Raw genomic sequence first — 21,935 nt, forward strand, 5'->3', positions numbered from 1 at the left:
CCAGACACCATGAACATCGCCATTGCAGGCGCATCGGGCCGCATGGGCCGCATGCTGATCGAACAAGTGCTGAACACCGAAGGCGTGACGCTGTCGGGCGCGCTCGACGTGCCGGGTTCGCCGGCGCTGGGCCAGGATGCGGGCCTGTTCCTGGGCCGCAACACCGGCGTGGCGATCACGGCGGACCTGGAGGCGGGGCTGGCCGGTGCCGACTGCCTGATCGACTTCACCCGTCCGGAAGGCACGCTGGCGCACCTGGCCGCGGCGAAGAAGCTGGGCGTCAAGATGGTGGTCGGCACCACCGGCTTCGACGAGGCGGGCAAGGCCGCGCTGGCCGAGGCCGCGAAATCGATTGGCATCGTCTTCGCCGCCAACTTCAGCGTCGGCGTCAACGCCACCTTCAAGCTGCTTGAAGTGGCGGCCAAGCTGCTGTCGACAGGCTATGACATCGAGGTGATCGAGGCTCACCACCGCTTCAAGGTCGACGCCCCCTCGGGCACCGCGCTGAAGATGGGCGAAGTGATTGCCGATGCGCTGGGCCGCGACCTGAAGACCTGCGGCGTCTTTGCCCGCGAAGGACACACCGGCGAGCGCGATCCCGGTTCGATTGGCTTTGCCACCATCCGCGGCGGCGACATCGTCGGCGACCACACCGTGATGTTCGCCGGCATCGGCGAGCGCATCGAGATCAGCCACAAGTCGTCGAGCCGCCAGTCGTATGCCGACGGCGCGGTGCGTTCGGCCCGCTTCCTGGCCGACAAGCCCAACGGGCTGTTCGACATGCAGGACGTGCTGGGCCTGAAGTAAGGCCGGCTCCGGGCGGCCAGCGCTGCCGCCACGGTTATAATCGATTGCTTTGGCATTGCACGCCGGGCGGGCGCCCAGACTGGCGCCCGCCGCTTACCTTCGAACCAATCTTCCCGGATGCCGGCAGGCCAGTTGCCGCGCAGACGCTGCCTCGACCGTTGCCCTGACTGCTGTCCCGACCATGCAAGACAAATATCTTCCTTCCGCCGTTGAACAAGCCGCCCAGCAGCACTGGCAAGCCATCGACGCCTATCGCGTGTCGGAGCATGCGGCCGGGCCCGACGGCAAGGAAAAGCCCAAGTTCTACGCCTGCTCGATGCTGCCGTATCCGTCGGGCAAGCTGCACATGGGCCACGTGCGCAACTACACCATCAACGATGTGATGGCGCGCTACCTGCGCATGAACGGCAACAACGTGCTGATGCCGATGGGCTGGGACGCGTTCGGCATGCCGGCCGAGAACGCGGCGCTGAACAACGGCGTGGCGCCGGCCGCCTGGACCTACGACAACATCGCTTACATGAAGAAGCAGATGCAGTCGATGGGCCTGGCGATCGACTGGTCGCGCGAGGTCGCCACCTGCAGCCCGGACTATTACCGCTGGAACCAGTGGCTGTTCCTGAAGATGCTGGAAAAGGGCATCGCCTACCGCAAGACCGGCACCGTCAACTGGGACCCGGTCGACCAGACCGTGCTGGCCAACGAGCAGGTCATCGACGGCCGCGGCTGGCGTTCGGGCGCGGTGGTCGAAAAGCGCGAGATCCCGATGTACTACCTGCGCATCACCGACTATGCGCAGGAACTGCTGGGCGACCTGGACCAGCTGGGCTGGCCCGAGCGCGTCAAGGTGATGCAGCAGAACTGGATCGGCAAGAGCGTGGGCGTGCGCTTCGCCTTCACCCATGACATCCCGGGCGAAGACGGCAAGCCGATCAACGACGGCAAGCTCTACGTCTTCACCACGCGCGCCGACACCATCATGGGCGTGACCTTCTGCGCGGTTGCCGCCGAGCATCCGCTGGCCACGCACGCCGCGCTGAACAACCCCGAACTCGCCGCCTTCATCGACGAATGCAAGCACGGCTCGGTCATGGAAGCCGACATGGCGACCATGGAGAAGAAGGGCATGCCGACCGGCCTGCAGGTGGTGCACCCGCTGACCGGCGAGAAGGTCGACGTGTGGGTCGGCAACTACGTGCTGATGAGCTACGGCGATGGCGCCGTGATGGGCGTGCCGGCGCACGACGAGCGCGACTTCGCCTTCGCCAACAAGTACCGGCTGCCGATCAAGCCGGTGATCGACGTCAAGGGCCAGCCGTACTCGACCGAAGCCTGGCAGGAATGGTACGGCGACAAGGAGCACGGCACCTGCATCCACAGCGGCAAGTATGACGGCCTGGGCTACCAGGCCGCGGTGGAAGCCATCGCCGCCGACCTGGGCGCAATGGGCCTGGGCGAGAAGAAGACCACCTGGCGCCTGCGCGACTGGGGCATCTCGCGCCAGCGCTACTGGGGCACGCCGATCCCGCTGATCCACTGCGACAGCTGCGGCGTGGTGCCGGTGCCCGAGCAGGACCTGCCGGTGGTGCTGCCCGAAGACCTGGTGCCGGACGGCACCGGCAACCCGCTGGCCAAGGATCCGCGCTTCCTGCAGTGCACCTGCCCGTCGTGCGGCAAGCCCGCGCGCCGCGAGACCGACACGATGGATACCTTCATCGATTCGTGCTGGTACTACATGCGCTATACCTGCCCGGACGCGGCCACCATGGTCGATGCCCGCAACGACTACTGGATGCCGATGGACCAGTACATCGGCGGCATCGAGCACGCGATCCTGCACCTGCTGTACGCGCGCTTCTGGACCAAGGTGATGCGCGACCTGGGCCTGGTCAAGTTCGACGAGCCCTTCACCAACCTGCTGACGCAGGGCATGGTGCTCAACGAGACCTACTACCGCGAAGACGCCGCCGGCAAGAAGACCTGGTACAACCCGGCCGAGGTCGACCTGCAGACCGACGAGCGCGGCCGCCCGGTGGGCGCCACGCTGATCGCCGACGGCCAGCCGGTGGTGATCGGCGGGGTCGAGAAGATGTCGAAGTCCAAGAACAACGGCATCGACCCGCAGGCGCTGATCGACCAGTACGGCGCCGACACCGCGCGCCTGTTCGTGATGTTCGCCGCGCCGCCCGAGCAGCAGCTGGAATGGAGCGGTTCGGGCGTGGAGGGCGCGTCGCGCTTCCTGCGCCGCGTGTGGAACTACGGCTATGCCAACGCCGCCGCCATCCGCGACGGTGCCGCCGGCGCGCCGGGCGCGCACGATGCCGAGCTGCGCCGCGAGATCCACGGCGTGCTCAAGCAGGCCAACTACGACTACCAGCGCATCCAGTACAACACCGTGGTCTCGGCCACGATGAAGATGCTGAACGCGCTGGACGACGCCAAGACCGCGTCGCCGGCCGCGCGCCGCGAGTGCTTCGGCATCCTGCTGCGCGTGCTGTACCCGGTGGTGCCGCACATCACCCACGGCCTGTGGGAGCAGCTGGGCTATGCCGCCGAGGCCGGCGACCTGCTCGACGCCCCGTGGCCGCAGGTCGATGAAGCCGCGCTGGTGCGCAGCGAAATCGAACTGGTGCTGCAGATCAACGGCAAGGTGCGCGGCAGCATCACCGTGCCCGCCGACGCCGACCGCGCCGCGATCGAGGCGGCCGCCGCCGGCAGCGACACCGTGGCAAAGTTCGCCGAAGGCAAGGCGCCGAAGAAGATCGTGGTGGTGCCTGGCCGCCTGGTCAACGTGGTGCTTTGATTGCGCCGTCCGCCCGCCGGAACCCGACAAAGGAATCGCCAACCATGAAGCGACTGAACCTGGGACGCCGCAAGCTGCTCGCGGCCCTGCTGGCCGTGCCGGCCTCCGGTCTGCTGGCCGGCTGCGGCTTCCATCTGCGCGGCAACTCGGACTTCGCCTTCAAGCGGCTGTATATCGGCATCCCGCCCAACTCGCTGATGGGCGCCGACCTGCGCCGCGCCATCCGCGGCGGCTCCGACACCCAGGTGGTGGCCGACCAGAAAGAGGCCGACGCGCTACTGGACGTGCTGCAGGACACCCGCACCAAGTCCATCCTGTCGATCACGACCGAGGGCGTGGTGCGCGAATACCGCCTGACCCAGCGCTTCACCTTCCGCCTGCGCGACCCCGCCGGCAAGGAGCTGATCGCGCCGTCGCAACTGGTGCTGACGCGCGACCTGACCTACAACGAAGCCAATACGCTGGCCAAGGACTACGAAGAGCAGCAGCTGTACCGCGACATGCAGCGCGACATCGTGCAGCAGCTGATGCGCCGGCTGGCAGCGGTCAAGGCCATTTGACGCACGCATGCAGCTCAAGCTCGACGGGCTCGACGCGCACCTGAAGCAGGCCAAGGCCAAGGGCCTGGCGCCGCTGTACGTGGTGCATGGCGACGAGCACCTGCTGGTGCTCGAAGCGGTCGACCGCCTGCGCGCGTCGGCGCGCGAAGCCGGCTTCTCCGAACGCGAGGTGCTGGTGGCCGAGCGCGGCTTCCACTGGGGCCGGCTGGTTGAGGCGCAGCAGTCGATGTCGCTGTTCGGCGACCGCAAGATCGTCGAGCTGCGCATCCCCTCGGGCAAGCCCGGCAAGGACGGCGGCGAGGCGCTGCGCGCCGTCGCCGCGCAGCCGTCGCCCGACGTGGTGATGCTGGTGACGCTGCCGCGGCTGGATTTTGCCGCGTCCAAGTCGGCGTGGTTCCAGGCGCTGGAAGGCGCCGGCGTGTCGATCAAGGTCGACACCGTGGACCGCACGCGGCTGCCGGCCTGGGTCGGCGAGCGGCTGGCGCTGCAGCAGCAGCGCGTGCAGGGTGGTGAGCCGGGCCGGCGCGCGTTGCAGTTCATCGCCGACAAGGTCGAGGGCAACCTGCTGGCGGCGCACCAGGAAATCCAGAAGCTGGGCCTGCTGTATCCGCCCGGCGAACTCAGCTTTGAGCAGGTCCACGACGCGGTGCTGAACGTGGCCCGCTACGACGTGTTCAAGCTGTCGGAATCGATGCTCTCGGGCGACGTGCCGCGGCTGGTGCGCATGCTCGAAGGGCTGCGCGGCGAGGGCGAGGCCACGGTGCTGGTGCTGTGGGCGCTGACCGAGGAAATTCGCGTATTATCCAAGGTCCGGCAAGGGCTCGCCGCCGGCAAGCCGGCGGGCGTGCTGATGCGCGAACTGCGCGTCTGGGGCCCGCGCGAACGGCTGGTGCCGCAGGCCGCGCAGCGCCTGGCGCAGCCGCGGCTGGACGCGGCGCTGGCGCTGGCCGCGCGGCTGGACCGCCAGGTCAAGGGCCTGCAGGACCTGCCGCCGCCAGGCAGCGCGCCACTGCCGGCCGAGCCGTGGGATGGCTTGCAGCAGCTGGCGCTGATGATTGCGCGCTAGGGGACAGCCTGGCAGGTTTGCTCCCTGGCGGTGTGCTCCCCTCTCCCGCTTGCGGGAGAGGGGCAGGGGGTGAGGGCAGGCGCTCGCAAACCGACGGCCGTACTTCGTAGAGATTCCCGCCCTCACCCCAACCCTCTCCCGCTCGCGGGAGAGGGAGAAACCAATACTGACGGCCTTCCCCCCGGCCACTGACATGACCGAGCTCGACCTCAACCAATACATGGACCGCGTCGGCCGCCAGGCCCGCGCGGCGTCGCGCGCGATGGCGCGTGCCTCCACCGCCGACAAGAACCGTGCGCTGCTGACCATTGCCGCGGCGATCCGCCGCGATGCCGACCAGCTCAAGGCCGTCAACGCGCGCGATGTCGAGCGCGCCCGCGCCAACGGCCAGGACGCCGCCTTCGTCGATCGCCTGACGCTGTCGGACAAGGCCATTGCCACCATGGCCGCCGGCCTGGAGCAGATCGCCGCGCTGGCCGACCCGATCGGCGAGATCTCGAACATGAAGTTCCGCCCGACCGGCATCCAGGTCGGCCAGATGCGCGTGCCGCTGGGCGTGATCGGCATCATCTACGAATCGCGTCCCAACGTGACCATCGACGCCGCGGCGCTGTGCCTGAAGTCGGGCAACGCCACCATCCTGCGCGGCGGCTCCGAAGCGATCGAATCCAACACCGCGCTGGCCGCGCTGGTGGCCGAAGGCTTGTCTGCGGCCGGCCTGCCGTCCGAGGCCGTGCAGGTGATCGAAACCACCGACCGCGCCGCGGTCGGCCGGCTGATCACCATGACTGAATACGTCGACGTGATCGTGCCGCGCGGCGGCAAGAGCCTGATCGCGCGGCTGATGGCAGAAGCGCGCGTGCCGATGATCAAGCACCTGGACGGCATCTGCCACGTCTATATCGACGCCGAAGCCGACCTCGACCGCGCCGTGCGCGTCTGCGACAACGCCAAGACCCAGCGCTACGCGCCCTGCAACACCATGGAAACGCTGCTGGTGTCGCAGGACATCGCCGCCACTGCGCTGCCGCCGCTGTGCCGCATCTACCAGCAGAAGGGCGTCGAGCTGCGCGTGTGCCCGGCCACCCGCGCCACGCTGGAAGCGGCGGGCTTCAGCGGCCTGGTCGATGCCAGCGAGGAAGACTGGCGCCTGGAATACCTGGCGCCGATCCTGGCCATCAAGACCGTTGCCGGCCTCGATCAAGCGATTGCGCATATCAACGAATACGGCTCGCACCATACCGACTCGATCATCACCGAGAACTACTCGGCGGGCATGCGTTTTATCCGCGAGGTCGACTCGGCCAGCGTGATGATCAATGCCTCGACCCGCTTCGCCGATGGCTTCGAGTACGGGCTGGGCGCGGAGATCGGCATCTCCAACGACAAGCTGCATGCGCGCGGCCCGGTCGGGCTGGAAGGGCTGACCTCGCTCAAGTACGTGGTGTTCGGGCACGGCGAGATCCGCACCTGACACAAGCGCCGCCAACAATAAGAACCGTTCACCGCCGACCGCCTGCCGATGCTCTGGATCAAAGCGCTGCATATCGTCTTTGTCGTTTCGTGGTTCGCCGGCCTGTTCTACCTGCCGCGCATCTTCGTCAACCTGGCGATGGAGACCGACGCCGCCAGCACGCAGCGCCTGCTGCTGATGGCGCGCAAGCTGTTCCGCTTCATGACCATGCTGGCGGTGCCGGCGCTGGTGTTCGGGCTGTGGCTGTACCTGGGCTACGGCATCGGCCGCGGCGCCGGGCAGGGCTGGATGCACGCCAAGCTGGCGCTGGTGCTGGTGCTGATCGGCTACCACCACGGCTGCGGCGTGCTGCTGCGCAAGTTCGAGGCGGGGCGCAACACGCGCTCGCACAAGTTCTATCGCTGGTTCAACGAGCTGCCGGTGCTGGTGCTGCTGGCAGTGGTGATCCTGGTCGTGGTCAAGCCGTTCTGAGGCCGGCCGCCTTTCGCTTTTTTTCCTTGCTGCCTATTTCGTCGCGGAAACCAACATGAGCAAGCTGGTCGACTACTACCTGACGCCGCAATCGCCGTACGTCTACATGGGTCATGCCCGTTTCAGCGCCATCGCCGCGCGCCACGGTGCGCAGGTGAACCTGAAACCGGTCGACCTGGGCAAGGTGTTCTCGGTTTCCGGCGGGCTGCCGTTGGCACAGCGCCCGCCGCAGCGGCAGGCGTACCGGCTGGTCGAGCTCAAGCGCTGGAGCGCGTTCCTGAACCTCCCGCTGAACCTGGAACCGACGTTCTTCCCGGTGTCGGGCGACGCCGCCAGCAAGCTGATCATTGCCGCGCAACTGGCGCACGGCACCGCGCGTGCGATGGCACTGACCGGCGCGATCTGCGCGGCGGTGTGGGCGCAGCAGCGCAATATCGCCGATGCCGCCACGCTGGCGCAGATCGCCGACGAGGCCGGCCTGGATGGTGCCGGCCTGCTCAAGGCCAGCGAGGCCCAGTCGGTGCAGGGCGCCTATGCGCAGAACACGCAGGAGGCGATCTCGGCCGGCGTGTTCGGCGCGCCGTGGTACGTGTTCGACGGCGAGCCGTTCTGGGGCCAGGACCGCCTCGACTTTCTCGACCGCGCACTGGCCGCGGCTTGACCTAAGCTACCGATACTTCCCCGTCCGCCACGGCGGACGTTTTTGTTTGCAGGAATCCCTCTTATGACCCAAGCCTTCTTTGCCCCTTGCCCGCGCGGCCTGGAGAGCGCGCTCGCCGAAGAACTGCGCGAGATCGCCGCGATGCCGGGCATGGCGGCGCTGGCGCCGTTCGCGGTGCACCAGGAAGTGCCGGGCGGCGTCAATTTTTCGGGCGAGATGGCCGCCGCCTATGCGGTCAACCTGCATTCGCGCATCGCCAGCCGGGTGCTGATGCGCGTGGCCGCGCGCGGGTACCGGCATGAGGACGACATCTACACGCTGGCGCGCGGCGTGCGCTGGGAACAGTGGTTCTCGCCCGACGAGTCGCTGCGCGTGGATATTACGTCGCACAAGTCGCCGCTGCGCAGCCTCAACTTCACCGCGCTGCGGGTCAAGGACGGCGTCTGCGACGCCATGCGCGAGCGGCTGGGGGCCCGGCCGAGCGTCGATACCGTCAGCCCCGATGTCCGCATCTACGCCCACCTGACCGAGCGCGACTGCACGCTGTATCTCGACACCACCGGCGAGCCGCTGTTCAAGCGCGGCTGGCGCACCGAGAAGGGCGAGGCGCCGCTGAAGGAAAACCTGGCGGCCGGCATCCTGCGGCTGGCGGGCTGGGTCCCGGGCCAGACCTGCCGGCCCTTCTACGACCCGATGTGCGGCAGCGGCACCTTCCTGGTCGAGGCGGCGCAGGTGGCGCTGGGCATCGCGCCGGGCGGCAGCCGCAGCTTTGCCTTCGAATGGCTCAAGGGCATGGATACCAGGGCCTGGCAGAAGTTGAAGTCGGACGCGCAGCGCGCCCGCATGCTGGCCTCGGCCGATGAACTGCAGGTGGTGGGTTCGGACATCTCCACCGACATGCTGGCGATCACGCGCGCCAACTGGGAACGCGCCGGCCTGCCGGGCGAGGCGCGCACCAAGCAGGTGGACGCGCGCTTCGTGCAGCCGCCCTATGACGAGCCGGGGCTGCTGTTGATGAATCCCCCGTACGGCGAGCGGATCGCGGTGCGCGGCCAGCGCCGCGGGCCCGAGGACGAACTGCCGCGTGATGAAGTGGAGGAGGCCGCCGCCAACCAGTTTGCCAGCGCCTTTGCCACCACGCTGAAGCAGCATTTCGCCGGCTGGCAGGCGTGGGTGTTCACCGGCGACCTGGGCTTCCCGCGCCGGCTGCGGCTGAAGGAGTCGCGTCGTACGCCGCTCTACAACGGCAATATCGAGTGCCGGCTGTTCCGTTTCGACATGGTGCGCGGCGCCAACCGGGCGCCGCAGGCGGAGTGAGCGCGGCGCGGATGCGGTGGCGTCAGGGGCGCTTGCGCCCCGTCAGCGCGTCCGGGTTGCGGCTGAAATCGGCCAGGAAGCTCTGCAGGCTGACCACCGGCTCCTGCAGCAGGTGGCGCGGCAGGTCGAACAGCGCGTAGAAGAACTCTTCCCTGCCTTCGCAGCGCTCGGCCGGCAGGCAGTATTGTTCCCAGTCGACGCAGGCCGGCGTGTACATGCCGTTGCCGGGCCAGAAGAACGGCACCAGCCGGCCTTCGCGCAGGCCTTCGATCAGCGCGGCGGGGGCGTCGTAGGCTTCGGCCGATTCCACCTGCGTCATCAGCCCGGCGCGGGTCTCGATCACCATCAGGGTGGCGTGGCCCTGCGCGGTCAGCAGCAGGATGCCGGCGGGATTGGGGTACAGGTAGTACTCGACAAAACCGTAGCGCGCGGTCAGCTGGCGCACCCGCTCGGTCATGGCCGGGTCGGACAGGAACGAGAACGAATGCCGCGTCAGCAGCTCGCGCAGCGTGCGCGACAGCGTGGCGAAGTACGCCTGCTGCATGGCTTCGATTTCCTGGTCCAGACGCTCGACCATATTGCTGTCGTGCTTTTTCACATAGCGGTCGATCAGCCCGTGGTTGAAGCCCTGCACCGCGATGCTTTCGTCGGCGGTGCCGGTCAGCAGGATGGTCTTGCACGGCAGGTCCTGCAGCGCCTGGCAGAATTCCAGGCCGTCCATCTGCGGCATCGAATAGTCGACCACCACCACGCCGGGCTGCAGGAAGCGGTTGACGTCGTGGATCTGGCGGTAGATGCGGTCGATGTCGAGCTGGACCGTGCGCCGCTCGGTCAGGAAAGTCAGGTCGTCGTGCGTGACGCGCACCGGCAGGAAGCCCGGGAAGCGGGTGGCGTAGGCTTCGCGGATCCACTGCAGCGCTTCGCGCGGGTCGGTGAAGGTGATCACCCCGCGCGCGGCATCCATCTGGAACGCCAGGCTGTCGATGAAGGACTTGCTGTCATCCACAAGGACAGTCAGGACCGGGTGATGGAAGACCGACAGATTCCTGTCGTGCGGATTGAAGGTCATGGAGCGGCGGGCAGGAGTTGGCACAGGCGTGGCGCAAGTGGCAAGCCAGCGTGCGTATTCGCAGGCCAGTATAGCGCGCCACGGCTGCCTTGCAAGGCACGCCTTGCGGCCGGGGCCGCTGGCGGCGTGGCATGAAGGGAGGCCGGCCCTTGTTCCAGCAGGGCCGGCGGGCGAGGGCGAGCGCCCACGCCGGGGCCACCAAGGTCCGCGCCGGCAGGCGCGGACCCGAGCGGCTGTGCCGTCTTAGTCGACCGCCTTGAACATGTCCTCGACCACCTTCTTGGCGTCGCCGAACACCATCATGGTCTTGTCCATGTAGAACAGCTCGTTGTCCAGCCCGGCGTAGCCGGCGGCCATCGAACGCTTGTTGACGATGATGGTCTTGGCCTTGTACGCCTCCAGGATCGGCATGCCCGCGATCGGCGACTTGGGATCGGTCTTGGCCGCCGGGTTGACCACGTCGTTGGCGCCCAGCACCAGCACCACGTCGGCCTGGCCGAACTCGCTGTTGATGTCTTCCATCTCGAAGACCTGGTCGTACGGCACCTCGGCCTCGGCCAGCAGCACGTTCATGTGGCCCGGCATGCGGCCCGCCACCGGGTGGATCGCGTACTTCACGGTCACGCCCTTCTCGGACAGCTTCTCGGTCAGTTCCTTCAGCGCGTGCTGGGCGCGCGCCACCGCCAGGCCGTAGCCGGGCACGATGATCACGGTCTCGGCATTGCCCATCAGGAACGCGGCGTCGTCCGCCGAGCCCGACTTGACGTTGCGCTGCGCCTGCGCGCCGCCCGCCGTGGCCGCCGCGGCGTCGCCGCCGAAGCCGCCCAGGATCACGTTGAAGAACGAGCGGTTCATCGCCTTGCACATGATGTACGACAGGATCGCACCGGACGAACCCACCAGCGAGCCGGCGATGATCAGCATCGGGTTGTTCAGCGAGAAGCCGATGCCGGCCGCGGCCCAGCCCGAGTACGAGTTCAGCATCGACACCACCACCGGCATGTCGGCGCCGCCGATCGGGATGATGATCAGCACGCCCAGCACGAAGGCGATCGCCAGCATCACCAGGAACGGCAGCCATTCCTGCGTCATGAAGAAGGCGATGCCGAAGCCGACCATGGCCACCGCCAGCGCCAGGTTCAGCATATGCTGGCCGGCGAACACCACCGGCGCGCCCTGGAACAGGCGGAACTTGTAGCGCCCGGCCAGCTTGCCGAAGGCGATCACCGAGCCCGAGAACGTGATCGCGCCGACGAAGCAGCCGATAAAGAGCTCGATGCGGTTGCCCAGCGGGATCAGGTGCGAACCGGCCGGGCTGATGCCGAACGCGGCCGGCTCGGCCACCGCCGCCACCGCGATGAACACCGCCGCCAGGCCGATCAGCGAGTGCATCGCCGCGACCAGTTCCGGCATCTTGGTCATCTGCACCTTGCGCGCAACGTAGGCGCCGATGCCGCCGCCGATCACCAGCGCGGCGAAGATCAGCGCGATGCCGGTGCCCACCGACGACTGGGCCGTGCCCGCGGCAAGGAATTCGTTCTTCAGCTTGACGATCAGCACCAGCGTGGTAACCACCGCAATCGCCATGCCGATCATGCCGAAGGCGTTGCCCTTGCGCGCCGAGGCCGGGTGCGACAGCCCCTTGAGCGCCTGGATAAAGCAGACCGAGGCCACCAGGTAGAGCAGGGTGACGAGGTTCATGCTGACAAGGCCGGTCATCACGCGCCCTCCTTGGCCAGGGCCGGCTTGGCTTCAGGCGCCTTGGCCTTGGGCTCCTTCTTCTTGAACATCTCCAGCATGCGCTGCGTGACCAGGAAGCCGCCGAACACATTGACCGCGGCCAGCGCCACCGCCAGCGTGCCCATCACGCGCCCGACGCCGCCTTCGGTCAGGCCCGCGGCGAGCATGGCGCCGACGATGATGATGGCCGAAATCGCGTTGGTCACCGCCATCAGCGGTGTATGCAGGGCCGGCGTGACCGTCCAGACCACGTGGTAGCCCACGTAGATCGCCAGCACGAAGATGATCAGGTTGATCACCGTGTGGTTCACCATCTCCATCGACTTCTCCTCCGTTGCTTTGAAACCGGGATGCTGCGTTTTACTGTGTTCTTTTTTGGTGTACAGCGGCGCGCAAGGCCAGCGGCTCTGCATGACCGATTGCGTGCTCCCTCTCCCGCTTGCGGGAGAGGGTTGGGGTGAGGGCGGGTGTGTCGGCGAAGTGCCGGCCTTCGATATTGCCACCGCCTGCCCTCACCCCCGGCCCCTCTCCCGCGAGCGGGAGAGGGGAGCAACACCCTCAACAGTCGAGACAGAGAAGCGCTCGCCCGTTGCCGGACACTACGCCGCCTCGCGCACCACCTGGCCGTCCCTGCACATCAGGCAAGCGGCGACGATGTCGTCTTCGAGGTTGAGCGTGAACTGGCCGTCCTTGTCGATCACCAGCTTGAGGAAGTCCAGCACGTTGCGGGCATAGAGCGCCGAGGCGTCGGCCGCGACCATGCTGGCCAGGTTGGTATGGCCGATCAGGATCACGCCGTTGTGGTTGACCACCTGGTCGGCCACCGTCAGCGGGCAGTTGCCGCCTTGCGCGGCAGCCAGGTCGACCACCACCGAGCCGGGCTTCATCTGTGCCACGGTCGCTTCCTGCAGCAGCACCGGCGCCTTGCGCCCCGGGATCAGCGCGGTGGTGATGACGATGTCGGCCTGCAGCGCGCGCTGGTGCACCAGTTCGGCCTGGCGCTTCATCCAGTCCGGCGGCATCGGGCGTGCATAGCCGCCCACGCCCTGCGCGATCTCGCGCTCTTCATCGGTCAGGAACGGTACGTCGAGGAACTTGGCGCCGAGCGATTCGATCTGCTCCTTGACCGCGGGACGGACGTCGGAGGCCTCGATCACCGCGCCCAGCCGCTTGGCGGTGGCGATGGCCTGCAGGCCGGCCACGCCGGCGCCCAGGATCAGCACGCGCGCCGCCTTGACGGTGCCGGCGGCGGTCATCAGCATCGGCATGAAGCGCTGGTAGTGGTGCGCGGCGACCAGCACGGCCTTGTAGCCGGCGATGTTGGCCTGCGACGACAGCACGTCCATGCTCTGCGCGCGCGTGGTGCGCGGCGCGGCTTCGAGCGCGAAGGCGGTGATGTTGGCGGCGGACATGCGCGCGTTGTTGTCGGCATCGAAGGGATTGAGCATGCCCACCAGCACCGCGCCCGGCTTCATCTGCGCCAGTTCGGCCGGTTCGGGCGCGCGCACCTTCAGCACCAGTTGCGCGCCGAGCGCATCGGCGGCGCTGCCGATGGTGGCGCCGACCGCCTCATACGCGCTGTCGGGCTGGCTGGCGTGCAGGCCGGCGCCGGCCTGCACGACCACTTTGTGGCCCTGGGCGACGTATTTCTTGACGGTCTCCGGGGTGGCGGCGACGCGAGTCTCGCCGGCCCGCGTCTCCTGCGGGATGCCGATGTACATCGTCAATTTCTCCTTTAGCTGGCGTCTTGTCTGGTTGGGCGGACCGACGTCTGGCCCGTGCGCGCTGCCGCACCGAACCAGGGTTAAGCCGCAGCGCACAATTTTTCCGCAGCTTACAGGAATCTGACAGGCAATGGTGACTGGCCGGTCGGCGATTGCCGGCCCGGCCGGCGTGGCGCTGCACGATGGGGCCGCAACCGGTAGAATGCGGGATTGCCTAAAAATTGAGCATCATGTCAAGTGATTGGAATGCCAGCGTGACCGTTGCCGCCGTGATCGAGCGCGGCGGCCGGTTCCTGCTGGTGGAAGAGGAAACCGCCGAGGGCCTGCGCCTGAACCAGCCCGCGGGGCACCTGGATCCGGGCGAAAGCCTGATCCGCGCCGTGATCCGCGAAACCCTGGAAGAAACCGCGCACACCTTCGAGCCGCGCGCGCTGCTGGGCTGCTACATGGGGCGCTCGCTGTCGTCGCGCACCGGCAGCGACGTGACCTACGTGCGCTTTGCCTTTACCGGCGACCTCGGCTCGCTCGATGCCGGCCGCCAGCTCGACACCGGCATCGTGCGCACGGTGTGGATGGGTGCCGATGAACTGCGCGCGTGCCCGGAACGGCATCGCTCGCCGCTGGTGATGGCGTGCGTCGACGACTACCTGGCCGGCAAGCGCTTCGCGCTGGACGCGCTGTACACGCACCCGTCGGTGCTGCAAGCGGAGGCGCAGTCGTGAGCGGTGCCGCAAAGCGTGTCGTGGTGGGCATGTCGGGCGGGGTCGATTCGTCGGTCACCGCGTGGCTGCTCAAGCAGCAGGGCTACGAGGTCATCGGCCTGTTCATGAAGAACTGGGAAGACGATGACGACAGCGAATACTGCTCTACGCGCCAGGACTGGCTCGACGTGGTCTCGGTGGCCGACCTGATCGGCGTCGACGTGGAGGCGGTCAACTTCGCCGCCGAATACAAGGACCGCGTCTTTGCCGACTTCCTGCGCGAATACTCGGCCGGCCGCACGCCCAACCCGGATGTGCTGTGCAATGCCGAGATCAAGTTCAAGGCGTTCCTGGACCACGCCATGTCGCTGGGCGCCGAAACCATCGCCACCGGCCACTATGCGCGCGTGCGCCGGAACGCCGCGGGCCGCTTCGAGCTGCTCAAGGCGCTGGACCATACCAAGGACCAGAGCTACTTCCTGCACCGGCTGAACCAGGCGCAGCTGTCGCGCACGCTGTTCCCGCTGGGCGAGATCCCGAAAACGCGCGTGCGCGAAATCGCCGCCGAGATCGGGCTGCCGAACGCAAAGAAGAAGGACTCGACCGGCATCTGCTTTATCGGCGAGCGCCCGTTCCGCGACTTCCTGAACCGCTACCTGCCGACCAAACCGGGACCGATGAAGACGCCCGAAGGCAAGGTGGTGGGCGAGCATATCGGCCTGGCCTTCTACACGCTGGGCCAGCGCAAGGGCATCGGCCTGGGCGGCAGCCGCGACGGCAACGGCGACGCCTGGTATGTCGCGCGCAAGGACATGGCGAACAATACGCTTTACGTGGTGCAGGGCCACGACCATCCGTGGCTGCTGACGCCGGTGCTGACCGCGTCGGACCTGTCCTGGGTCGCCGGCGAGCCGCCCGCCGCGGGCGCGGCAATGGCGGCCAAGACCCGCTATCGCCAGAGCGATGCCGCCTGCACGGTGCAGGCGGTCGACGCCGGGGCGCTGACGCTGGCGTTTGCCGAGCCGCAATGGGCGGTCACGCCGGGGCAGTCGGCGGTGCTGTATGACGGCGATGTCTGCCTGGGCGGCGGGATCATCCAGTGAGCGCCGCCGCAGTAAAATGCCCGCGGTTTGCTCCCCTCTCCCGCGCGCGGGGGAGGGGCAGGGGGTGAGGGCAGGCGCTGGCATGCCGACGGCATGACTTCATGGATACCCCCGGCCCTCACCCCAGCCCTCTCCCGCGCGCGGGAGAGGGAGCAGGCAATAGGCTAGTCAATGGCGGCGGAGTTTATCCCCGCGGCGGCTCGGTATCGATGAACGACTGGCGCTTCGACAGCTTCTCTTCCAGCGCCGCCAGGTTCGGGTGGCGCTCGCGCCAGGCGATGTCCGGGAAGCGGAAGTCCAGGTAGGACAGCGCGCAGCCCACCGCCACGTCGGCCAGAGAGTAATGCGTGCCGGTGCAGAACGGGCGGTCGGCCAGGCCGTGGGCCATGGCCACCAGTGCCGCGTCGATCTTGCCGCGCTGGCGCTGCACCCAGCGCTCGCTGCGCTCGTGCGGCTCGCGCTGGGTGGACTCCAGGCGCACCAGCAGCGCGGCGTCGAGCAGGCCGTCGGCCAGCGCTTCCCAGCAGCGCACTTCCAGGCGCTCGCGCCCGCCCTGCGGGATCAGCCGGCTGACCGGCGTCAGCGTGTCGACATATTCGACGATCACGCGCGAATCGAAGATCGCGCCGCCGTCTTCCATCACCAGGCACGGCACCTTGCCCAGCGGGTTGTACTGGCCGATCCGGGTTTCAGGCGACCAGACGTCCTCTTCGATCAGCTGGCACTCGATCTTCTTCTCCGCCATCACCACGCGCACCTTGCGCGCGTACGGACTGGTCCGGGATGCATACAGCTTCATGTTCTTCCCTTGAGCTTGTTATGAAGTGCATCGTCGCTCGGTGGCAGCGGCGGCCGCGGGGAGGCAGCGATGGCTTGCCCGATGCACTTCATAACAGGCTACTGGAACGGCGTGCGCGAGTATACCCGCGGCGCAAGGCGAATGCGGGCTCGCGCACCGATGCCCCGCGGCCGCGCTTTGCCGCTGCCCGGAGCCGGGGCAGGGGTGGTAAAATCGCGCGTTGCGCAGCGCCGGCCGCCCGCCGATGCGGCGTGACCGGCGCATCGCCCGGTCCGTGCCTGTCCGCGCTGCCAGCGCCAGCCCCCGCGGCGCCCCTTGTTCGCCTTCTTCTATTCCTCCCTTTCCCGGTTTCCAGCATGACCTCCTCCTCGCTTTCGCCGCTCACCGCCCTGTCCCCGATCGATGGCCGTTACGCCGCCAAGGCCGATGCGCTGCGCGAATGGCTGTCCGAGGCGGCCTTCATGCGCAACCGCGTCAAGGTCGAGGTGCACTGGCTGATCGCGCTGTCGCAGGCCGGCCTGCCCGACATGCCGAAGTTCTCGGCCGCGTCCGAGGCCGCACTGCTGGCGCTGGTGGACAAGTTCAGCGAAGCCGACGCGGCCCGCATCAAGGACATCGAGGCGGTCACCAACCATGACGTGAAGGCGGTCGAGTACTGGCTCAAGGAGCAGGTCAAGGGCAACGCCGAACTGGAAGCCGCGAGCGAGTTCATCCATTTCGCCTGCACCTCGGAAGACATCAACAACACCTCGCACGGCATGATGCTCAAGGGCGCGCGCGAGGGCGTGGTGGTGCCGGCGCTCAAGCGCGTGCACGCACGCCTGGTCGAGCTGGCCCGGCTCAATGCCGCCCAGCCGATGCTGTCGCGCACCCATGGCCAGCCGGCCAGCCCGACTACCCTGGGCAAGGAAATGGCCAACGTGGCCGCGCGCCTGGCGCGTGCGATCCAGCGCATCGAGCAGGTCGAGCTGCTGGGCAAGATGAACGGCGCCGTGGGCAACTACAACGCGCATCTGTCGGCCTACCCGAGCTTCGACTGGGAAGCGTTCTCGAAGCAGGTCATCGAAACCCGCCTGGGCCTGACCTTCAACCCGTACACCATCCAGATCGAGCCGCACGACTACATGGCCGAGCTGTTCGACGCGATTGCCCGCGCCAACACCATCCTGCTGGACCTGAACCGCGACGTCTGGGGCTATATCTCGCTGGGCTACTTCAAGCAGAAGACCAAGGCCGGCGAAATCGGCTCGTCGACCATGCCGCACAAGGTCAACCCGATCGATTTCGAGAACTCGGAGGGCAACCTGGGCCTGGCCAACGCGGTGCTGCGCCACCTGTCCGAGAAGCTGCCGGTGTCGCGCTGGCAGCGCGACCTGACCGACTCGACCGTGCTGCGCAATATCGGCGTGGCCTTCGGCTACAGCCTGCTGGCCTACGAGGCCTGCCTGCGCGGCCTGGGCAAGCTCGAGACCAACCCGGAGCGCCTGGACGAGGACCTCGACAACTGCTGGGAAGTGCTGGCCGAGCCGGTGCAGACCGTGATGCGCCGTTTCGGCGTGCCCAACCCGTACGAGCAGCTCAAGGAACTGACCCGCGGCAAGGGCATCTCGCGCGAGGCGCTGCAAACCTTCATCAACGGCCTGGCGATCCCGGACGACGCCAAGAAGCTGCTGCTGGAGATGACGCCCGCCAGCTATATCGGCAAGGCCACGGTGCTCGCCGAGCGCATCTGACGCCACTTCTTGCCGCCTTCGGCCGGCGGCCGAAACGGAAAGCCATCCTGCGGGATGGCTTTTTTGCTTTTCCGGCAGGATTGACGGCATCCGACGCGCCGTTGTGACGCCTGCGCCGGAATGTCGCTTCAAAGCATTTGAATAACTTAATGAAGGACTGTCCTGCACCGGCGCACATCCGGCCGCAATAATGCGAGAATCGTCAGCGCACGGGCGGGTGGATCCCGCCGTTGCCTTCCCCAAAATTGTGAAACGCCCGTGACCCGGGCGAGAGGAATCCGATGCGTTCTACCGCCACTGCCCCCGCCGGCTACGGTGCCACCGCGATCGCCCTGCACTGGCTGGTGGCGCTGGCCATCTTTGCCGCGTTCGGGCTGGGCCTGTACATGACCGGCATTCCGGGGCTGACGCCGACCAAGCTCAAGCTGTACTCGTGGCACAAGTGGCTGGGCGTGACGATCTTCGCCATCGCCGTGCTGCGCGTGCTGTGGCGCGCCACCCACGCCGCGCCGCCGGTGGCGCCCGGCACCCCGGCGTGGCAGGCCAGGGCGGCGGCCGGGGCCCACCACCTGCTGTACCTGCTGATCGTGATCGTGCCGGTCAGCGGCTACCTGTACAGCTCGGCCGCGGGCGTGCCGGTGGTCTACCTGGGCCTGTGGAAGATGCCGGCGCTGATCGAGAAAAGCGATGCCCTGAAGGAAGTGCTGAAGTTCACCCATATCTGGCTGAACTACCTGATGGCGGCCGTGGTCGTTGTCCATGCGGCCGCGGCGCTGAAACACCAGTTTGTCGACCGTGACGGCACGCTGGGCCGGATGCTGCCGTTCCTGCGCTGAGCCTGGCGCGCCAACTTTTTCGTTCCGCGGCGCCGCTGCGCCGTCCCTGACAGGAGTTTTTTCAGATGAAACGCAATTCCCGCCGCGGCTCGGCCACTATCCGCGCCACCCTGGCCGCCGTGCTGGCCGCCACCGGCATCGCCGCCAACCTGGCCTGGGCCCAGGTCGACGCCGCCCGGAGTTCGGTGACCGCGGTGGCGCGCCAGATCGGCGTGCCGATGGAGGGCAAGTTCAAGAAGTTCGACGCCAACGTCAGCTTCGACCCCGCCAAGCTGGCAACGTCGTCGGCCAAGATCGAGATCGACGTGGCCAGCTTCGAGATCGGCGATGCCGAGACCACCAAGGAAGTGAAGGGCAAGGACTGGTTCGACGCCGCCAAGTACCCCAAGGCGGTGTTCCAGTCGACCAGCATCAAGAACGGCACGCCGGGCAAGTACGACGTGGCCGGCAAGCTGACCATCAAGGGCAAGACCGTGGACGTGGTGGTGCCCGCCACCTACCGCCAGGAGGGCGGCGCGCAGGTGTTCGAGGGCGCGCTGCCGATCAAGCGCACCGCGTTCAATATCGGCGACGGCGAATGGAAGGACACCTCCGTGGTCGCCGACGACGTCCAGATCAAATTCCGTATCGTGCTGGCCAGGAAGTAAGGCCGGCATACCGCTGACGTACCCAGGACTTACCTGAACCGCTCCATCCCAACCCTGATTTGTCGGGAGACACCATGAAACTGCGTTCCCTCGTTGCCGCCGTCGCGGCCGTTTCCGCAACCGCCGCCTTCGGCGTGGCCTCGGCCAATACCGTGACGTACAACCTCGATCCGACCCATACCTACCCCAGCTTCGAGGCCGACCACCTGGGCGGCCTGTCGACCTGGCGCGGCAAGTTCGACAAGTCCAGCGGCGTGGTGACGCTGGACCGCGCCGCCAAGGCGGGCTCGGTCGAGGTCAACATCGACCCGGCTTCGATCGATTTCGGCAATGCCAAGCTGAACCAGCACGCCAAGGGCCCGGACATGTTCGACGTGCAGGCCTTCCCCGAGGCCACCTACAAGGGCAAGTTCTCCAAGTTCAAGGGCGACGTGCCGACCGAGGTCGACGGCGTGCTGACGCTGCGCGGCGTGTCCAAGCCGGTCAAGCTGGAAATCCGCGAGTTCAAGTGCATCCAGCACCCGATGCTCAAGCGCGAAGCGTGCGGCGCCGACGCCGTGGGCCAGTTCAACCGGACCGATTTCGGCCTGGACTATGGCGTCAAGATGGGCTTCAAGCCCGAAGTCAAGCTCGCCATCCAGGTGGAAGGCGTGCGCGCCGACTGAGCGCCCGGCCCGCTGCGGCGGGCAAGCAGCTGTCAAGGCCGGCCTTATGCCGGCCTTTTTTGTTGTATTGCACCATGCGGGGAGGCCGCCGCGGCACTTTGTTGTGCGAGTTGCGACGGGCACAGTACAATGGCCCGCGGCAATCCACCATGATCCGGGGTATTGCGACTCCTGCCACGGCGGGGGGCAGCCATGCCCGCAACTGGCCAGAGCGCATCACTATGAGCATTCGCTGCATGTCCCGATACCGGTAGCCATTCCCGCGATCCCCTCGCCCCTCATGCTGTACCCGGCCGTTCTGCCCTGGCTGTATGGCCCGCAGCGTTTCCCGGTTTTCCCTGGCGCTATACCGTGTACTCCAAAACGCAAATCGATCCGGTAGTTAGTTTCCGCAACTCGCAGGGCGAGCAGGTGCGGGGCACCATTGTCAATCTCCAGAGAAAGTCTCTGGTGATGGAGATCTACAACCCGTATTCGATCGTGCAGGTCAGCGAGGTGCTGAGCGAGCTCAGTGTCCGCATGGGCGAGAAGAACGCGTATCTCGGCAAGGCCGTGGTGATGAGCCTGGTAAACACCGGCCTGACCGCGGTGGTGTCGCTGACGCTGATCGACGAATGGCTGGAGCTGAGCAATCTCGACGACGAGCCCAAGTCGGTGGCGCGCGAATCGCTGCAGTTCGTGCAGGACTGGGAGAAGCGCTTCAATATCCGGCGCGACTACCAGATCGTCGTCAACGAGATGCGCGCTTTCCTGTCCGAGGTGTCGCGCTGGGTCGAGCAGGTCGACATGACCAGCACGCTGCCCAAGGAGGGCGATACCCTGCGCATGGACGTGTTCGAGGAACTGGCCACGCCGATCGCGCTGAAGATCCGCGAGTATTCCGCCCGGCTCGACGGCGAGGCGGCGCATGTGCCGGAAGAAGACACCGTGATGCACCGCACCTTCACCCAGGCGGCGCTGCATCCTTTGCTGCTGCGCTCGCCATTCGTGTTCCGCACCTACACCAAGCCGCTCGGCTATGCCGGCGACTACGAGATGGTCAACCAGATCCTGTCGGATCCGCGCCAGGGGCCCAGCACCTACTTCCAGATCGTCAATGCGACCTTCCTGCAGTCGTCCGTGGCCGCCGCGCATCGCAACCGGATCGACCTGCTGGTGGATTTCCTGGTGCGCATGGCAGAGCAGGCGCGCGCCGCGGGCAGTCCGTTCCGGCTGCTGAACGTGGGTTGCGGCCCGGCGGTCGAGATCAACCGCTTCATCACCGAATACCCCGAACCGCACTGGCTCTCGTTCCAGCTGCTCGACTTCAGCCAGGAAACCCTGGACTACGCCCGCGACCGCATCAACGAGAGCTGCCGCAAGGCCAACGCCAGGATGGAGGTGGAGTACGTCCACCACTCCGTGCATGAGCTGCTCAAGCGCCGCATCGACCCGGACCCGTCGCTGCGCGAGTTTGACGGCATCTATTGCGCCGGCCTGTTCGACTACCTGTCCGACCGGGTCTGCGCGCGCCTGCTCAATTATTTCTCCACGCGCACCCACCCCGAGGGGCGCATCCTTGCCACCAACGTCCACGTCAACAACCCGGAACGGTACAGCATGGAACATATGCTGGAGTGGTACCTGATCTATCGCGACGAGGCCGGCATGGCGTCGCTTCTGCCTGCCAATACGCGCGACAGCCGCACTTATGCCGACCCGACCGGGGTCAACGTGTTCGTCGAAGCGGTAGTGACCGATCCGGCCAAGGCCTGACACC

20 protein-coding genes are annotated in these 21,935 nt (G+C 67.1%); 15 read left to right on the forward strand and 5 right to left on the reverse strand.

Features of this window, described 5'->3' with window-relative positions; translation table 11 throughout:
* Positions 1-9: 9 nt before the first annotated feature.
* From dapB to LIN44_RS04185, 8 genes are all read left to right on the forward strand, one after another.
* A complete protein-coding gene (gene dapB / locus LIN44_RS04150) occupies positions 10-807 on the forward strand; it encodes a 4-hydroxy-tetrahydrodipicolinate reductase (RefSeq protein ID WP_227313625.1) in 798 nt (265 codons plus the stop codon).
* A 181-nt stretch (positions 808-988) separates the two neighbouring features.
* Positions 989-3,610 carry a leucine--tRNA ligase gene (leuS, locus tag LIN44_RS04155; protein ID WP_227313626.1) on the forward strand — a complete coding sequence of 874 codons (2,622 nt, stop codon included), beginning with the start codon at positions 989-991 and terminating at the stop codon, positions 3,608-3,610.
* Positions 3,611-3,654: 44 nt separating this feature from the next.
* Positions 3,655-4,170 (forward strand): LPS assembly lipoprotein LptE, encoded by a 516-nt coding sequence (gene lptE, locus LIN44_RS04160; RefSeq protein ID WP_227313627.1) that lies wholly within the window; start codon positions 3,655-3,657, stop codon positions 4,168-4,170.
* Between the two features lie 7 nt (positions 4,171-4,177).
* The gene (gene holA, locus LIN44_RS04165; RefSeq protein WP_227313628.1) at positions 4,178-5,236 is read left to right on the forward strand and encodes a DNA polymerase III subunit delta; all 1,059 of its coding nucleotides are present in this window, start codon (positions 4,178-4,180) and stop codon (positions 5,234-5,236) included.
* A 193-nt stretch (positions 5,237-5,429) separates the two neighbouring features.
* On the forward strand, positions 5,430-6,710 hold the full coding sequence (locus tag LIN44_RS04170) for a glutamate-5-semialdehyde dehydrogenase (protein WP_227313629.1): 1,281 nt from the start codon (positions 5,430-5,432) through the stop codon (positions 6,708-6,710).
* Between the two features lie 48 nt (positions 6,711-6,758).
* Entirely contained in the window at positions 6,759-7,181 is a 423-nt protein-coding gene (locus tag LIN44_RS04175; RefSeq protein WP_227313630.1) for a CopD family protein, read from the forward strand.
* Between the two features lie 55 nt (positions 7,182-7,236).
* Complete coding sequence (locus LIN44_RS04180) at positions 7,237-7,842, forward strand: 2-hydroxychromene-2-carboxylate isomerase (protein ID WP_227313631.1); 606 nt, start codon at positions 7,237-7,239, stop codon at positions 7,840-7,842.
* 63 nt (positions 7,843-7,905) lie between these two features.
* Positions 7,906-9,159, forward strand: a complete 1,254-nt coding sequence (locus tag LIN44_RS04185) for a class I SAM-dependent RNA methyltransferase (RefSeq protein WP_227313632.1) — start codon at positions 7,906-7,908, stop codon at positions 9,157-9,159.
* Between the two features lie 22 nt (positions 9,160-9,181).
* On the opposite strand, the gene LIN44_RS04190 is transcribed toward LIN44_RS04185, so the two are convergent.
* The 4 genes from LIN44_RS04190 to LIN44_RS04205 form a co-directional block, all read right to left on the reverse strand.
* The gene (locus tag LIN44_RS04190) at positions 9,182-10,228 is read right to left on the reverse strand and encodes a response regulator (protein WP_018006347.1); all 1,047 of its coding nucleotides are present in this window, start codon (positions 10,226-10,228) and stop codon (positions 9,182-9,184) included.
* Positions 10,229-10,471: 243 nt separating this feature from the next.
* Entirely contained in the window at positions 10,472-11,947 is a 1,476-nt protein-coding gene (locus tag LIN44_RS04195; protein ID WP_227314336.1) for an NAD(P)(+) transhydrogenase (Re/Si-specific) subunit beta, read from the reverse strand.
* On the reverse strand, positions 11,947-12,288 hold the full coding sequence (locus LIN44_RS04200) for an NAD(P) transhydrogenase subunit alpha (RefSeq protein WP_035817213.1): 342 nt from the start codon (positions 12,286-12,288) through the stop codon (positions 11,947-11,949). Before LIN44_RS04200 ends, LIN44_RS04195 begins: the two co-directional genes overlap by 1 nt.
* A gap of 279 nt (positions 12,289-12,567) precedes the next feature.
* Entirely contained in the window at positions 12,568-13,689 is a 1,122-nt protein-coding gene (locus LIN44_RS04205) for a Re/Si-specific NAD(P)(+) transhydrogenase subunit alpha (RefSeq protein WP_227313633.1), read from the reverse strand.
* A 233-nt stretch (positions 13,690-13,922) separates the two neighbouring features.
* Here LIN44_RS04205 and LIN44_RS04210 point away from each other — a divergent pair, with 233 nt between their 5' ends.
* Together LIN44_RS04210 and mnmA are read left to right on the forward strand one after the other, a co-directional pair.
* A complete protein-coding gene (locus tag LIN44_RS04210) occupies positions 13,923-14,414 on the forward strand; it encodes an NUDIX hydrolase (protein ID WP_227313634.1) in 492 nt (163 codons plus the stop codon).
* A 29-nt stretch (positions 14,415-14,443) separates the two neighbouring features.
* A complete protein-coding gene (mnmA, locus tag LIN44_RS04215; protein ID WP_370641639.1) occupies positions 14,444-15,496 on the forward strand; it encodes a tRNA 2-thiouridine(34) synthase MnmA in 1,053 nt (350 codons plus the stop codon).
* 184 nt (positions 15,497-15,680) lie between these two features.
* On the opposite strand, the gene LIN44_RS04220 is transcribed toward mnmA, so the two are convergent.
* A complete protein-coding gene (locus LIN44_RS04220) occupies positions 15,681-16,295 on the reverse strand; it encodes a glutathione S-transferase C-terminal domain-containing protein (protein ID WP_227313636.1) in 615 nt (204 codons plus the stop codon).
* Between the two features lie 356 nt (positions 16,296-16,651).
* On the opposite strand from LIN44_RS04220, the gene purB reads away from it, so the two are divergent.
* The 5 genes from purB (at position 16,652) to LIN44_RS04245 (ending at position 21,931) form a co-directional block, all read left to right on the forward strand.
* A complete protein-coding gene (gene purB, locus LIN44_RS04225; protein ID WP_227313637.1) occupies positions 16,652-18,028 on the forward strand; it encodes an adenylosuccinate lyase in 1,377 nt (458 codons plus the stop codon).
* Between the two features lie 281 nt (positions 18,029-18,309).
* Entirely contained in the window at positions 18,310-18,864 is a 555-nt protein-coding gene (locus LIN44_RS04230; protein WP_227313638.1) for a cytochrome b, read from the forward strand.
* A gap of 65 nt (positions 18,865-18,929) precedes the next feature.
* Positions 18,930-19,511 (forward strand): YceI family protein, encoded by a 582-nt coding sequence (locus LIN44_RS04235; RefSeq protein ID WP_227313639.1) that lies wholly within the window; start codon positions 18,930-18,932, stop codon positions 19,509-19,511.
* A gap of 74 nt (positions 19,512-19,585) precedes the next feature.
* Positions 19,586-20,176 carry a YceI family protein gene (locus LIN44_RS04240; protein ID WP_062801692.1) on the forward strand — a complete coding sequence of 197 codons (591 nt, stop codon included), beginning with the start codon at positions 19,586-19,588 and terminating at the stop codon, positions 20,174-20,176.
* Between the two features lie 351 nt (positions 20,177-20,527).
* Positions 20,528-21,931 (forward strand): class I SAM-dependent methyltransferase, encoded by a 1,404-nt coding sequence (locus tag LIN44_RS04245; protein WP_227313640.1) that lies wholly within the window; start codon positions 20,528-20,530, stop codon positions 21,929-21,931.
* Positions 21,932-21,935 lie beyond the last annotated feature (4 nt).

The organism is Cupriavidus sp. MP-37 (assembly GCF_020618415.1).
Lineage (GTDB): Bacteria > Pseudomonadota > Gammaproteobacteria > Burkholderiales > Burkholderiaceae > Cupriavidus.